The 15,229-nt window shown below is 59.0% G+C and carries 14 protein-coding genes; 6 read left to right on the plus strand and 8 right to left on the minus strand.

What is annotated here, in order from left to right; translation table 11 throughout:
• Window positions 1-45: 45 nt before the first annotated feature.
• Window positions 46-1,317 carry a beta-ketoacyl-ACP synthase II gene (fabF, locus tag F3J24_RS02255; protein ID WP_167002347.1) on the minus strand — a complete coding sequence of 424 codons (1,272 nt, stop codon included), beginning with the start codon at window positions 1,315-1,317 and terminating at the stop codon, window positions 46-48.
• 108 nt (window positions 1,318-1,425) lie between these two features.
• Between fabF and F3J24_RS02260 the strand changes: the two genes are divergently transcribed.
• Entirely contained in the window at window positions 1,426-2,007 is a 582-nt protein-coding gene (locus F3J24_RS02260) for a TetR/AcrR family transcriptional regulator (protein ID WP_167002349.1), read from the plus strand.
• 290 nt (window positions 2,008-2,297) lie between these two features.
• Here F3J24_RS02260 and F3J24_RS02265 read toward each other — a convergent pair whose 3' ends face one another.
• From F3J24_RS02265 to F3J24_RS02280, 4 genes are all read right to left on the minus strand, one after another.
• Window positions 2,298-4,292: an oleate hydratase gene (locus F3J24_RS02265; protein ID WP_240154213.1), complete on the minus strand. Its 1,995-nt coding sequence runs from the start codon at window positions 4,290-4,292 to the stop codon at window positions 2,298-2,300.
• Between the two features lie 499 nt (window positions 4,293-4,791).
• Entirely contained in the window at window positions 4,792-5,169 is a 378-nt protein-coding gene (locus F3J24_RS02270) for an ester cyclase (protein ID WP_167002351.1), read from the minus strand.
• A gap of 175 nt (window positions 5,170-5,344) precedes the next feature.
• Entirely contained in the window at window positions 5,345-6,700 is a 1,356-nt protein-coding gene (locus F3J24_RS02275) for an FAD-dependent oxidoreductase (protein WP_167002353.1), read from the minus strand.
• Window positions 6,701-6,711: 11 nt separating this feature from the next.
• Window positions 6,712-7,578: a Bug family tripartite tricarboxylate transporter substrate binding protein gene (locus F3J24_RS02280; protein ID WP_370527704.1), complete on the minus strand. Its 867-nt coding sequence runs from the start codon at window positions 7,576-7,578 to the stop codon at window positions 6,712-6,714.
• A 231-nt stretch (window positions 7,579-7,809) separates the two neighbouring features.
• Here F3J24_RS02280 and F3J24_RS02285 point away from each other — a divergent pair, with 231 nt between their 5' ends.
• A complete protein-coding gene (locus F3J24_RS02285) occupies window positions 7,810-8,691 on the plus strand; it encodes a LysR family transcriptional regulator (RefSeq protein WP_240154214.1) in 882 nt (293 codons plus the stop codon).
• Between the two features lie 114 nt (window positions 8,692-8,805).
• Here the strand turns inward: F3J24_RS02285 and F3J24_RS02290 are convergent, their stop codons facing one another.
• Window positions 8,806-9,015 (minus strand): molybdopterin-binding protein, encoded by a 210-nt coding sequence (locus F3J24_RS02290; protein WP_167002359.1) that lies wholly within the window; start codon window positions 9,013-9,015, stop codon window positions 8,806-8,808.
• A gap of 260 nt (window positions 9,016-9,275) precedes the next feature.
• Between F3J24_RS02290 and F3J24_RS02295 the strand changes: the two genes are divergently transcribed.
• From F3J24_RS02295 to cyoE, 4 genes are all read left to right on the plus strand, one after another.
• Window positions 9,276-9,752 carry a RidA family protein gene (locus tag F3J24_RS02295; protein ID WP_167002361.1) on the plus strand — a complete coding sequence of 159 codons (477 nt, stop codon included), beginning with the start codon at window positions 9,276-9,278 and terminating at the stop codon, window positions 9,750-9,752.
• 130 nt (window positions 9,753-9,882) lie between these two features.
• A complete protein-coding gene (locus F3J24_RS02300; RefSeq protein WP_167002363.1) occupies window positions 9,883-10,260 on the plus strand; it encodes a VOC family protein in 378 nt (125 codons plus the stop codon).
• A 705-nt stretch (window positions 10,261-10,965) separates the two neighbouring features.
• On the plus strand, window positions 10,966-12,144 hold the full coding sequence (locus tag F3J24_RS02305) for a heme A synthase (RefSeq protein WP_167002364.1): 1,179 nt from the start codon (window positions 10,966-10,968) through the stop codon (window positions 12,142-12,144).
• Window positions 12,145-12,168: 24 nt separating this feature from the next.
• On the plus strand, window positions 12,169-13,074 hold the full coding sequence (gene cyoE, locus F3J24_RS02310; protein ID WP_003054312.1) for a heme o synthase: 906 nt from the start codon (window positions 12,169-12,171) through the stop codon (window positions 13,072-13,074).
• 292 nt (window positions 13,075-13,366) lie between these two features.
• Here the strand turns inward: cyoE and F3J24_RS02315 are convergent, their stop codons facing one another.
• Together F3J24_RS02315 and F3J24_RS02320 are read right to left on the minus strand one after the other, a co-directional pair.
• Entirely contained in the window at window positions 13,367-14,344 is a 978-nt protein-coding gene (locus tag F3J24_RS02315; RefSeq protein ID WP_167002366.1) for a c-type cytochrome, read from the minus strand.
• Window positions 14,345-14,361: 17 nt separating this feature from the next.
• Window positions 14,362-15,081 (minus strand): c-type cytochrome, encoded by a 720-nt coding sequence (locus F3J24_RS02320; protein WP_167002368.1) that lies wholly within the window; start codon window positions 15,079-15,081, stop codon window positions 14,362-14,364.
• Window positions 15,082-15,229 lie beyond the last annotated feature (148 nt).

Raw genomic sequence — 15,229 nt, forward strand, 5'->3', positions numbered from 1 at the left:
GCCTCGTGGAGGCTCCGGTGCACCATTGCTCAGGCCGAACATTGCTCAGGCCGAAAATCGCTTCAGAATCAAGGAAGCATTGACACCGCCGAAGCCAAATCCGTTGAGCATGGCATGCTCCATTGCATGGGCACGTGCATTACCGGCGATCAGATCCAGACCGGCAGCCATAGGATCTGGATGCTCCAGGTTCAGCACGGGTGGTGCGATCTGGTCGCGCAAGGCCAATACGGTGAAGATCGCAGCAGCTCCGCCGGCCGCTCCCAGCATATGGCCCAGAGCGGATTTGGTGGCCGTGATCGAAGGGCCGGAGTCTGTGCCAAACACTTGGCGAATGGCAGCCAGCTCGCCTCGGTCACCTACGGGTGTAGAGGTCGCATGGGCATTCAGATGTTGAATATCAGCAGCTTGCAACTGTGCCTGACGCAGCGCGGCCCGCATCGACCGAGCAGCGCCCGCTCCATCCTCCGGACCGGAAGTGACATGGAAGGCATCGGCAGAGGTACCATAGCCCACGATCTCCGCCAGTGGTTGGGCGCCGCGCTCCAATGCGTGATCCAGTGCCTCAAGCACCAGCAGCCCCGCACCTTCGGCCATGACAAAGCCATCCCGTGCCTGATCGAAAGGTCGGGAAGCCCTCGCGGGATCGCCGCCGCAAAAAGTCGTCACGGCCTTTGCCGCAGCAAAGCTGCCTAGCGCAACCCGGTCAATCGTGGCTTCGCTACCACCACAGAGCGCCATGTCCGCTTCGTCATTGCGAATCAAGCGTGCCGCATCGCCAATGGCTTGAATACTGGCAGCACAAGCCGTCACCGGCGCCCCCAACGGCCCCATGAGCTGATGCCTGATCGATACCTGCCCCGCGGCCAGATTGGCCAGGAAAGCGGGTACCGTGAAGGGTGACAAGCGCTGGGGTCCTTTGCCATCCGTGGTTCGCACGGCTTCTGCGATGGTGCTGAATCCGCCCACGCCGGAGCCGATGATGGTCGCCGCGCGCTCCCGCTGCTCGGCTGATGGATGAGTCCACCGCGCATGGGCCAGAGCCTGGTCAGCTGCGCCCAATGCAAATGCAATGAAGCGATCCATACGGCGTAGCTCTTTCGCTGAAATGATGGCGTCGGCATTCCACCCAGCCTCTGGATCCTCCTGCTGGCCCGGTACACGCCCAGCCACGCAGACGCCTGTCCCCTCGGCGGCACCAGCACTCAGGGTCCTCACCCCGGACCGGCCGGCCAGCAGCCTCTGCCAGGCCAGTTCAACATTGCACCCTAAAGGAGATACCAGACCCAAGCCGGTAACAACCACCCGACGACCCATGCTGCACCTTTCGCTTGTCCTGCTCAGTCTTCAGCAGGGACTGAACATGACTCTATTGATGATGATCGCAATCATAAATGAGTTTTGATGATGGGTATCATCTAATTTATGAAAGTGAGCAAAGCACAGGCAGCCGAGAATCGCGAGGGCATCGTGGATGCCGCTGCTCGTCTGTATCGAGAAAAAGGCCTGGATGGCGTGGGCGTGGCGGAGATCACCCGCGACGCAGGATTGACACATGGCGGGCTGTACCGGCACTTCGAGTCCAAAGATGCCCTGGCACGCGAGGCATGCCTGCGCGCATTCGAGTGGACAATCACCCCACTGGACGGATTGGAGTCCTCAGAAGCCGACGCCGCATCTGCGCACAGCCTTCGCGCACTGGTGCATGGCTATCTTTCCGCAGCCCACCGCGACCACCCTGGAGAGGGCTGCCCTGCTGCGGCATTGGCCGCAGATGCCGCCAGAGCAGGCCCCGAGATGTCAGAGGTATTTGCGCTGGGGGTCGAACGCAACATCCAACGTTTTATGGGTGTGCTCCAAGGTGAAGACGAAGCCAGGCGCACCCAGACTATCGTGACCCTCAGCAGCATGGTGGGTGCACTGGTTCTCGCTCGCGCAACAGCAGCAGGCAATCCGGCTCTTTCTGAAGAAATACTGGCAACCCTGCGAAAGCAATTAGCTCCGTAGCCTCCCGGTTGAGGCACTCGCTCGCGCGTTAGAAACGCGTCATGGCCGACCCAAAGCAGGCATTGAGCATGCGTCGCTGCTTTGGGCCACAACTGCCGACGCTGGCGAGACGAACCGAACAACGGCTGATGGCCTCACTCACGCTGATCGAGAAGAGACAGGATGACCTGCCAGATTCGATGCGCTCCAACTATGGAGATGGAAGAATCATGAGCACGCCTTGTGTGTGCTCGGATTCTGGCGGTCTTAACCAGACCGAGGTCTGGCAGTCGCGTCATGCGCAAACGCCGCTATTTGGATTTATCGCGCAGGCCTTCGCTCCAACGCGCCAGCCAACCCGAGGCTGCCACCAGTGCCTGGCTGCCCTTGCCCAGCAGCGAAGAAAGCTCCGTCTCGGCACGCTCGCGCAGCGTCTCCTCGTTTTCAGGCAGCGGCGGCAATATATGGGCGTAGTAGCTATTGCCCAGAACCCGGTGCAGCAGGCGCTCTCCCGGAAAAGGCTCGTTGTTGTTCAGCGCCCGTGCGCCTTTGAGAATATTGCGGATGTCGTACTGCGTGGGGCTGATATCGGCCACCTGCTTGGGCAGTCCCAGCAGCGTGTAGACGCCGATACGCGCGGTGCGCACCGAACTCTCCATCGTGAAGATCACATCGTTGCTGGTCTCCACGAACTGGCCCAGCAAGGCCAGATTGGTGCAGCCCTGCGGCACCACATGAGGCCGGTCACCCGCCGCGCGCGGCATGAACTGCGCAGTGATGTAGGGCATCAGAGCCAGGCGCACCTTGGTGTTGGCGGCCACCGTATCGAGCTGATCATCGATACCCAGGTGGTAGCACAGCTCGGCCAGGATCTCTCGTCCGGTACAGGCGGGCATGGGCTTTTTGATATGGTTGCCCTCCTTGTCCATCAGCAGCGCATAAACCCACAGCACCAGTACATCGTCAGGCTGATCGGGAAAATGCGGTTGGCGATTGCAGGTAAAGCTCATCACCCAATTGGAATCCGTGAAGGTGATGATGCCGCCGGTGACCGTCTTGCCCGAGTAAGGATCATTGACCGCCAGTTCCTTGAGCTTGTCGATCAAGGGGGAAGGCTTGCAGGTAAGCGTGGCCGACTCCCACATCGAGCGGGCAATATCGCCGCAGAACTTCTCCGGCTTGCCGAAGACCGGAGATTTCTTCGCCAGGTTCTGCCACAGCGTCCAGTCGCTGCCCTCGCCCGGCTCGCTGTTACCGCGCGCCAAGACCGGCACCGTGTCCATGTTTCCGTAGGCCGTGCCCTCGGTCATTGAGCCGGTCAGCGCAAACACCACATCATCGGTGCCGACGGTGATAGTCTCCTCGCGGCCCGCTACCTTGCAGCGAATCGCGGTCACGGTGCGGCTGCCCTCCTCCTCACGCATGTCCAGTTCGTGGGCACGGGTGTCGAACTGCACACGCACGCCCCGCTCCTGCAGCATGCGGGCCAGCGGCACGACAAAGCTGTCGTACTGGTTGTACTTAGGGAACACCAGGGCCGACATGTCGGTAAGGCCGTCGATGGCATCGAGGAAGCGATGCATGTACAACTTCATCTCCAGCAGGCTTTGCCAGTTCTCGAAGGCGAACATCGAACGCCACAGATACCAGAAGTTGGTCTCGAGAAAGCTCTTGCTGAAATACTCCTCGATCGTGATGTCGTTCAGGTCCTCCTTGCGCTTGAGCAGCAGCTTGACGATCTCCCACTGGTGCGACTTGTTCAGACCCAGCGTAGCGAAATCACGGATCTGCCCTTGCTTGTGCATCAGCCTGGCCTTGGACCAATTGGGATCGTTGTCGTTGATCCAGCGGTATTCATCGAGCACGCTGTAGCCTTCAGGCAGCTCCAATGCCGGGACATCCTGGAACAGATCCCAGAAATTGTCGTAGTTCCAGTTCATCTCGCGGCCACCGCGCACGATGTAGCCATCCTCGGGATTGCCCGCGCCGTCGAGCGAACCACCGGCAATGTGCAGACTGTCAAGAATGGTGATGTCCTCCCCCTTCATTCCTCCGTCGCGAATCAGATAGAAGGCAGCGGCCAATCCTGCAATGCCGCTGCCGATGATCCACGCCTTGCGGTCCGACGCCTGCCTTGCCGGTACCGGACGATTGCGCATATACGGACCGACCATGTCCGGCGGGGGCAAGGTATCTTTCGCGCTTTTACGCCAAAAGCTCTCTCCGACATTCGCCTCTACGCGAACGGAAGCCTGGGACTGACTACGGGTGTGGAACTCTGCACGATTCATGGTCTTGCCTTTCATGGATGTCATTGGTGATGACGCTCTACATTTACCAGTAATGCACCGACTGCGATTTGATATGCGATAAAAGCATCTCAACGCACATTTGTTCAAGCTCTTGAGGAAATTGCTTGAGAAGAGAAAAAACCTCAGCGACTATCGGTTCTGGAAAACCAGGCCTCCGCTGAAATATGCAGGGCTCAATACATGGGCTAATGCGGGATATTCTGCACAGTGCATACCGAACTACTACAGCTTATCAGTGACGGGCCCGATCGGTCACTTCTCAGATGCTGCATGGCGTACATAAACAAATTGCCCACTGAATGCACTTGCCTGGACGACCTATTAGTCGTAGCAGCTGCCAACACCAGGTCCTTTAAAAGTGAGCAAAATCGAGTGCAGCCGATGTTTGCAACCAATGACCGGCCAAGTCAAAAAATATGCAATCGCTCGATATCTAAGCCAAGCCGACACCACCAGGCAGGCTTGGATTGACCAAACAGCTAGTCTGCAGCGCCTAGAACATGCCCAATTTATTGGGTGAGTCCTTGGGCACCTGCTGTCCTATATCCCACATTTCGACGATCTTGCCATTTTCGAATCGCAGGATATGCACGATCGCAATATCCATATCGACTCTTTCGCGCCGCAAATGAGAATAGACCGCTACCCGATCGTCAGATTCAATGGCTTGTTTGATCATGAACGACTTGTTGGGTTCGGATTCGGCGCTTTGCTCCATCCCAAGCAGCAAGGACTCCCGGTCAGCAGGGAAGTACGCGTTGTGATGGTGGAAACTCTCCGACACGTACAGGTCGTAGGCCGTTCTAACCTGTCCTGTTGCGCACAAGGTCAGGAAGTCTGCCGCAATAGCGGCCTTGCTCCGGGTGCTCATGATCATGCTCCATTCAGGCCGATGTTCGGCCCAAGGGTTTGAACCTCAGGCATAGCCACGCCAGTGCTTGATGATTCCAAATCATCAAGCCGCCATGTTTTTGAAGCAAGCACCATCCGCGACACGACGACTGCCTGCTGTCGGACCGCCGGCTCCAATGATCAAAGATGCGCGCTCATGGCTCAAGCATGCAGCCGCTTTCACGCAAGGCCCGCTGCAAACGCTTTGGGTCTATCCCTTGAACAGCAACGCTGCCCGCCATCGCTGCCGCAGTGCCTGCGGCCTGCCCCATCACAAAACATCCTCCACTTGCTCGAGCTGCAGACTGCCCCTCGTGGGTCATGGAAGCACAACGTCCTGCAACAAGCAGGTTCTCAACCGTCTGCGGCACCAGCATTCTCCAGGACAGATCGTTATAGCCCCGCTCGGGATCCGAGGGAAACCCCCATGTGATGCCTCCGGCACGATGCAGCTCCATTGGCCACGCGTTGATGCCAATGCTGTCATCAAAGCGGGCCGAATTCAGGATGTCATCGCCAGTCAGCGCATAGAGTCCCTGGATTCGACGCGTCTCACGAATGCCGACCTGAGGGGCGATCTCCACGATTCTCGAGTCGGCAAACCCCGGCACCTGCTCCTGTAAAAAGCGGAAGTACTCGACGATCTGACGCCGTCCCTCGACTTCTCCTGCACTCAGCTCCTGCGCATCCACGGCATTCATGGCCTGACCGCTCGAATTCGCAATCTGGGTGACATTGGCACGCCACTCCGACGGATGGATCTGCGGTCGAAGAATAGCGCCTTCGCGAGGGAAGTTGTAGCGACCAGGATCGCGGAGCCGAGAACGCTCCATGAAGTCATTGATTGCCTTGAAATCGCCAACCGCCGGCAGGGCCTGCGATGCGTCGACATGGCCAATGCGGAACATCGTGGATGGGAAAAGACCGCTGCCATGCCCGTCGCCCACCTCATAGGGAACGCCGGCCAGGGCAGCGATGTCTGCGTCGCCCGAACAGTCGATGAACATATTCGCCCGGACTGCCTGACGTCCTGATTTGGTCTCGATGACCAAAGCATGAATGCGTGAGTCATCCATCAGCACAGATGAGGCCCTGGTGTGGAACAGCAAATGCACGCCGCAAGACAGCATCCACTGGTCCGCTACGCATTTGTAGATGGAGGTGTCATAGGAGCGGACGCGAATCCTGCCCTGCATCCCATCCTGAGGCTTGTTCAGCCCACCCATTGCCTGCAGTCGTGAAAGCAGATCGTCCACAACGCCATGCACCAGTTGGCGCATTTCCCCTTGATGACGGCCATATAGCCCTGCGAAGTTGGTCACGCCGCCGGCGGTGCCCATACCTCCCAGGAAACCGTAGGACTCCACAAGAAGGGTTCGCGCCCCAAGCCGAGAAGCGCTGGCGGCAGCCGCCAGTCCGGCCGGACCGCCACCGATGACGACCACATCGTATTCACCTTGAACCGGTAGATAACGAGCAGGCTCCAGAAGGGATTTTTGCGAGGATGTCATGGCTTCTTGCTTCAGTCCAATGTGATCTTGTTGCGTTCGACGACAGGCTTCCACCGCGCCACATCCGCAGCCAGCAATCTGCGGAATTCCTCGGGAGAATTCCCCACCGGATCCATGTACTGCATACGCAGCTTGTCTTTCACGGCAGGCTCGGCAAGGACTTGCGCAATCTGGTCACGCAGCGCATCGACAATGGCCGCAGGCGTTTTCGCGGGCACGATGAAACCGATCCAGGCATCTCCCTTGATGTCAGGAAGACCGCTCTCAGCCAGAGTTGGCAGGTCGGGAAGTGATGGCGATCTGCTTGGGGAAGCCACGGCCAGGGCTCGCAGCTTGCCGGCTTTCACATGCGGCATCACGGCTGCGGCAGGTAGCAAGGCCATGTCCACCTCACCCGATAAAAGAGCGGTCACCGCACCACCCGATCCGCGATATGGAACATGCACTGCATCGCCGCCCGCCTGAGCTACCAGTGCAGCCATTGCCAGATGCGAGATGGAACCGGCACCAATCGACGCAAAGCTGAGCTTGGATTTGTCCCTCATCAGAGCCGACAGTTGCTTGGCATCTGTCGTGGACAGCCTGGATCCGACGACCAGCACGGAAGGCTGGGACACGGCAATGCTCACCAGCCCGATATCCCTGGACGTGTCGTAAGGCATCTTTCGAAACAGAAGCGCGTTGACGCCAAGAGGTCCGGCAATGCTGACACCGATGGTGCGTCCATCCCCTTCGGCCTTGGCCACCATGTCGGTGCCGATGTTGCCGGCGGCCCCACTCCTGTTCTCCACTACAAAAGCTTGATGCAGCCTGCTGGCCAATCTATCGCCGATGACGCGGGCCGCCAGATCAGGGGTCGAGCCAGCATCGAAGGGCACAAGGACTTTGACAGGAACTTTGGGCCATTCCTGTGAGTAAGCATGGCCACCCGTGATGGAAATGCAGGTGAAAAAAAGGGATAGAAGCAAGCGCGATTTCACAAAAATGTCTCCAGGTTCTTAGGTATTCGGGGCGAGTTCCTCATCGCCAGGTTCGAACTCTAGGCAAGCAGCATCATTGCGTCGATTGATAATGAGCAATATCTCCTAGCGGAAAATCGAATAATGGATATGAAGCTTCTCTCGGTCTTCGACGAGATCTACAAAACGCGGAGCGTGAGCCGGGCAGGAGAGAACCTGGGTCTGGCTCAGACCTCGGTCAGCCTGGCACTCGGCAGATTGCGGCGAGCTTTCAATGACCAGCTCTTTGTCCGCACCAGTGAGGGGATGCTTCCCACCCCGCGTGCAGCCGCACTGGTTCCTCAGCTGCGACAGGCTTTGGAACTGCTGCAATCAGCGACAAGGCAGCAAGCTGAATTCGATCCAGCCTCGTCCAGCAGAGCGTTCCGGCTCGCGATGACCGATATCAGTCACCTGGAATTCCTGCCTGCATTGATGAACAAGCTGGGAAATATCGCACCCAAGGTGAGAGTCGAAGTACTGCGCATCACGACCGACACAGCCAGATTGCTGGAGGCAGGCGATGCAGACTTGGCGATAGGCTATATGCCGGAACTCGATGCCGGCTTCTACCAGCAGAAACTGTTCAGGGATGGGTTTGCATGCGTCGTGCGCAAATCGCATCCTCGAATCGATAAGAACCTGACGACGGCTCGGTTCAAAAAGGAGCGCCATGTGATCATCACGGCTCCTGGAACTGGTAACGAGATTGTCGAGCAGGAGTTGAAGCGCCAAGGGGCGCAGCGCAATGTTGCGCTGTCTCTGCCCACACTCCCGGGGGTTGGCAACCTGCTGGCTCATACGGACCTCATCGCTACGGTTCCGCATCGAATTGCGCAGACACTGGTAAAGATCGCCCAGGTCAAGGCAATCGCGTCACCATACAGGCTTTCAGAGTTCGCCATCAAGCAGCATTGGCATGAACGCTATCAGCAGGATCCGGCAAACCGATGGCTGCGCTCAACCCTGGCAGAGCTATTCCTGGAAATCTGATCAGCTGGGAGGTATTGGCTACGACAGGCTGGGTTCGCTCAGAACGCGCGCCCTATTGCCAGAACGCTTCCACGACCAAATAACAGGAAAGGCTCCTATCGGAGCCTGGACCGATCAATCAACGGCGACCATCACCGACGACGCCTTGATAACCGCATAGGCATTGTCGCCCTCCTTCAGCCCCAGCGACTGGGCTGAAGTCGAGGTGATGGAGGATGTGACCCTGACACCAGGAGCAATTTCCAATGTCAACTCCGTGCTGACCGGGCCTGTGACAATCGAGATGACTTTGCCTTGCAAGACATTGCGAGCACTGATCTTCATAGCATCTATACCTAAGAAATGACGATGGCTATGAGCATATATTCAGTAGATCCATGGCTGTAGAAGCTCTGCAATATAGAAGTCTTATCGGCCGTTGTATGACAGGTAAGTCCGTCACAGCACAAGCACTGAACTCAGCCAATGCAAACTTGGCATCTCGCCCCTCGTGCGGAGGCTGCGTCCGGTTAGTCCGCTTGGCCTATTAGCACTTGAGCCCAGGCGGGCCTCAGTTTCACTGTCAGCAATGAAAGCAGAACATCATGTCCGAATCACGAGATTCCAGGTTTGCCGCAATGGAAGCGGCTCTTTCCCTGAGCTTTTCCGGCGAGATAAAGATCGGCGGAAGCTATGTCTCCGTGGTCCGCCACGACAGGCAGCTATTTGTCAGCGGCCAGATCCCTCGAGTCGGTGACAGCGTGGTCGTCACAGGCAGAGTCGGCGCTGAAGTTTCGGTCGAGCAAGCACGGTATGCCGCAAAGATTTGCACCATGCGTGCACTGGCATTGCTGCGGCAAGAGCTGGGATCTCTGGACAGGGTTTCACGCATTCTGCGCATCACCGTGTTTGTCAAATGCTCAGAGGACTTCAGCCAGCAAAGTGAAGTGGCGGACGGCGCGTCCGAGCTGCTGTATTCCGTGCTGGGCGACGCCGGCATTCATACGCGAACATCCGTGGGGGTCTATCAACTTCCCAAGAATGCTCCGGTGGAAATCGACCTGATCGCGGCGGTGGATTGATGCCCCGTCACAGGGCCCCCTGAGCTACACTGCCTCGCGTGGGCACCGTCCTGCTGACCTCAACCGCAAGCGCATTAGCCATTCAGCACCGCCTGTAAGCTGATCGCGCCTTGCAAGCAGAGACCATCTAATGAGCAATACCACCGATCACGGTGTCCAGTTCGGCCGAATCGCCGCGACGATTCCGATGAAGGACATGGCCAGAGCCTGTGACTTCTACACCAAGATTCTCGGGTTCACAAAAGTCTTCGAAAACGGGAACCCCGTCGGGTTCATGATCCTGAAGCGGCATCACGGCGAGCTGCACCTGAGCCTGCAGCCCAGCCACAAAGCCGTGAAATTCAATGTGGCGCATCTCCTGGTCGACAACGTTGATGCGCTGCACACAATCTGCAGTCAATACGGCTTGAGAATCATCAAGAGCCTTCAGGACAAGGACTATGGTCTGCGGGCATTCGTGTTTGAAGACCCTGATGGCAATCGTATCGATGTTGGACAAATGATCTAGAGCTGGCATCAGGAGTGGGCGGCGGCCACCTTGGGGCGGTCACAGCCTGCCTCGGATCGGAAACCTAGCCCGAGCGCCCAGATGCTTGTGTCGCTTCCCTGCCTGCCGCAGATCGCGTTTGGCCGGGAGCAGGCACACCGCCGAGTTTCAGGTCACAGCGCATCTGGCTGGCCATTACCCTCCAGCTTTGTGACCTTAAAGACCACAGATACCAGCCAGGCTTGCTGCACCGGCTGGCCTTGCATGCCTTAGCTCCTCTCGGTCCCCGACAGCAGGCTTGGCCTCAGGCCTTCGTCCATAGTCAGAGCATCGACACAATCTTTACCTCTTGGCATCCCCGAAAGCGGGTCTGGAAGGCAAGTCTTTCTTCCACTTTGTTAGGGGCACTCAGGTCACGGCTGCCTAGCCTCAAATCACAGGGGTAAAATTGTGCGGGATCAAAGAGCCTGCATTCAACTGCGGCTCCAAGCGTCGAGCGAAGTCCTGACCCTGGAGCGCACAAGGCTCGCTACGTACAGTCAGGTTTTCTCTCGTTCTGCGCTTGACCAAGATCTTCAAGAATTTCTGTAAATACAGGCCAAGCACTGGCCGCCCCTGCTGAACCATGCCGCTTTGCTTTTGCGATTTTGCCCTGACCGCCGACCGCCCCGCCTTGCCTGAAGTGCAGGCGTCCAAGCGCCGGAAGATGGCCCCCGGAGCAATGGCATGACAGAGCAGCAGCTATATGACCTGGCTCCTGCACTGGAGCTGATGGCTTTTGGCCTGGTCCTGGCTCTGGGACCTTTGTGCTGGGTCTGGTGGCGCAATCGCGGCACCGGCTCCGGCAGGCGCCTCCAGGCGCTATGCGTGCTGACGCTGTTTCTGACCTTCGACCTGGTTCTGTTCGGCGCCTTCACCCGTCTGACGGACTCGGGCCTGGGTTGCCCGGACTGGCCTGGCTGCTATGGCACGGCCAGCCCCATCGCGGCACATGCCCAGATCTCAGAAGCGCAGGCTGCCATGCCGACCGGCCCGGTCACCCATGGCAAGGCCTGGGTGGAAATGATTCACCGCTATCTGGCGACCACGGTCGGTGTGCTCATCATTGCGATGACGGTCATGAGCTGGAAGCAGGCAAGCGCCTCCAGGCGAGCAGGTCGGCAAATATCATTCAGTGGCGCTGCCAACCCCTGGTGGCCGACTCTGGCACTGGTATGGGTCTGCATCCAGGGTGCTTTTGGCGCGCTGACGGTCACCATGAAGCTGTTTCCGGCCATCGTCACGCTGCACTTGCTGGGCGGTACCGGCTTGCTGGCATTGCTGGCCATTCCTGCTTCGGGCCTGAGCCTGCAGCAAGCCGGTATGTCTCCGGCCCTGATCGCCAGACGCTTGCGCATTGCGCTATGGCTTTGTCTGGCGCTGCTCGTCGTCCAGGTCAGCTTGGGCGGCTGGGTCAGCACCAATTACGCCGTCCTGGCTTGCACGACCTTCCCTGGCTGTCAGGGCAGTTGGTGGCCGACCATGAATTTTGCCGAAGCGCTGCAGATCTGGCGCCCTCTGGGCATGCTCAAGGACGGAAGCAACATCAGCTTCGAAGCGCTGACCGCCATTCACTACACCCACCGTCTGGCGGCATATGTGGTGGTTCTGGCACTGGCCGGTCTGTGGTGGGCATTGCGCCATGCTCCTGCGTTGGCCAAGCAGCGACGGCTGCTGGGATTCTTTGCAGTGCTGCAAGTTTTGACGGGTCTGTCCAACGTGGTGTTGGACTGGCCCCTGGTTGCGGCCGTGCTTCACACCGGTGGAGCTGCGGCCCTGGTGACAATAGTGGTCTGGAGTCTGGCCGTGACGCGCGCAAATACCGTCGCCGACCCCACCCCTGAAATGGCGCGCCGCCCAGCCTGAGGCATAGCGTAAAAGAGTGATTGCATGAGTCAAAGTGAAGCCTTGTTGAACAACACCTCGCGAATCAGCCAGTTCTATGCGCTGACCAAGCCGCGCGTGGTGCAGCTCATCGTGTTCTGCGCCCTGATCGGGATGGTGCTGGCCGTTCCCGGATGGCCCACGGCCAATCAGTGGATCCATATGGGTGTTGCCTGCGTCGGCATCTGGCTGGTAGCAGCTGCCGCTGCTGCCTTCAATTGCCTGGTGGAGCGTCATATCGATGCCAAGATGAAGCGCACCTCCTGGCGCCCCACGGCACGCGGCGAACTCTCCAGTCAACAGGCACTGGCCTTCTCGGCCATTCTCTGCATGATCGGGGCCACGATTTTGCTGCTCTGGACCAATGCGCTGACCATGTGGCTGACGCTGGCCACCTTTGTCGGCTATGCGGTGATCTACACCGTGGTGCTCAAGCCCGCCACGCCACAAAACATCGTTATCGGCGGAGCCTCTGGCGCCATGCCCCCCGTGCTGGGCTGGGCCGCCATGACGGGCAATGTCGGCCCCGAGGCATTGATTCTGTTTCTCATCATCTTCCTCTGGACCCCTCCCCACTTCTGGGCACTGGCCCTGTATCGTGTCGAGGACTACCGCCAGTCCGGCCTGCCCATGCTGCCCGTGACCCATGGCAGCGAATACACGCGCCTGCAGATTCTGCTCTACACCGTGGTGCTGTTTGCGGCCGGTCTGCTGCCCTTTATGTACGGCATGAGCAGTTGGCTGTATCTGTTTGCGGCTGTCGTGCTGGGCGCCGGCTTTATCGTCTATGCCGTGGCTCTGTACCGCAATTACTCGGACGAGCTGTCGCGCCGCACCTTCAGGTTTTCGCTGCTTCACCTGAGCCTGCTGTTTCTCGCCCTGCTCGTGGACCACTATCTGTTCATGGCCTGATCTTTGAGGTTTCTCCCATGCCAAAGCCCGGTTCACCGGGCTTTTTTGCGACTCTCAAAAAGTGAGCTATCAGCGCTTTATGGGTCTTCGCTTGAGCGCAATTTCATTCAGATTTTTACTTTACCCGGCCACTTCACAGGTTCGTGACCGAGACCGAGCGCGGCGCTGATGATTCGGTGAAGACCTGGCGGGGCGCGGATTCTCGTCACCAGGATCATCAAAAAAAGAAGGCCAGTCCCTGCTACAGGACTGGCCCCGGTCATGCATCCAGCAGACCCTATCAAGCATCCATTTACAGACCCTTGAGCAGCTTGCCGTTCACTTCCTTGCCATACATGGAGTACTTTCCATGGTGCTTTTCGGCCGTGGCCTGCAGATTGCCGTTGAAGCGCGGGTCCTGGCCACGCTCCTGGCTGTTGATGAAGGTGGCCACATCCCAGGCCTCCTGATCGCTCAGGGTCGCATTGCCGTACGGCATGTTGTTCTTTATGAAGTTCGCCGCCTTGTCTATATCGTGCATGCCGGCCCCCCAGTTATAGGAGTCCTTGCCCCACAGCGGCGGGAACACGGCCACATCGCCGACAAACTGCCCCTTGCCGTCCGCAGCATGGCATAGCGCACACTTGGCTTCATACACCTTGGCACCGGCTTCGTAAGTGGGTGTCGTTTCGGGCTGGCCCGCCTTCTTGAAGCCAGCACCGGGCAACTTCTCGCCCGTGGGTGCCTTCTGGGCCATCCAGTAAGCGTAGGACTCCAGAGCCACCAGAACATCGTGACCGTCATCCGGCGCCTTGCCGTTCATGGAGTACATGAAGCAGCCGCGCACGCGCTCGGCAAACGTGTCCACATGGTCGGTCTTCTTGCGATAGGCCGGATACATGGGATAAGCCCCCCACATGGGAGCAGCACCCTTCAAACGACCCGCGTCGAGGTGGCAGTTGGTGCAACTTAGCGGGTTGCCCGAGAAGCCCACGGCATTGGTCGGCGTGCGCGTGAAGATGGCTTCGCCGCGGCGTACCCACTCGCCCATGGGGCCTTCCGGGTAATCACTCACACCTGGAGGTGTGAATTCGTCAGGCTTGGCAGCCACGACCACGGCCGTGGTTTCTGCCGCAGGCGCTGCCACCTTGACGGGCTCTTCGGCCTTTTGGGGGCGGCTGATGCTCATGCCATACCAGAGCGCGCCGCCCAGACCTGCAAACAGGCAGGCCACCACGGCGTACTCAGCGAAATTGGAGCTTTGGGAAGCTGTTTGTTGTTGGTCCGACATAGTCAACTCCCGAACACTTAAGGCTTGGTGGCCGCTGCAGAGGCAGCGGGGGCATGCAGGCGCTGGTAATACGCAGCCACGGCCTTGATGTCCTCAGCCGTGAGCTTCTTGGCCACTGCGCCCATCAGACCCAGAGGGCCGGCTTCGCGCTGTCCCTTGTTCCAGGCGTCGATCTGGCTTTGCATATAGTCGGCCGTCAGATGGCCGATGGCCGGAAAATCATTGCCCACGCCCACGCCGCCAGGGCCATGGCACTGCGCACAGGCAGGAATGCCGTCGGCCCAGCGGCCGCGCTCGACCAGCCAGGCGCCACCATCGTCGCTCTTGCCGGGCAAGGCACCGCGCACGCTCTTGATGGGCAATGGCAAGCTCGCGTAATAGGCGGCCACATCGGCGCGCTCCTGCGCGCTCATGGCCTTGGCCATGGGAGCCATGACAATGGATTGACGGGCGCCAGCCGCCAGCTGGTTCAGCTGACGCTCCAGGTAGCCAGCACGCTGGCCCGCCAGGGCAGGAAAGCCGGCCTGGCCCTCACCCTTGGCACCATGGCAGCTGGCACAGGCAGCCGCACCGCCCGCCGAGCCGGACTGGGCAATCCTGGCCCCGGCAGCAGCGTTGCCGTTCAATGCGGCCTTGCCGGCAGCAGGTTCTTGTGCCCAGGCGCTGGTCGCCATCAGCATGGAAATGCCGACAGCTACCCACGACCGGGGCAGAGTCTTTGTGTTCAAGCGATTCATCTTGGGAATGGAGGTTTGAGCGGCGCAGATCTGCCGCGCATCAGGCCTGTGCCTGACGCCTACGTCTGAGCTGGGCAGTCACGGCCGAGGCAAGCCATGGCAGCAAGCACATGGCACTAAGATACCGAGGGAAGATTAAGAGCCAATT

The organism is Comamonas sp. Tr-654, from assembly GCF_011752915.1.
In the GTDB taxonomy this organism is placed as follows: Bacteria; Pseudomonadota; Gammaproteobacteria; order Burkholderiales; family Burkholderiaceae_C; genus Comamonas.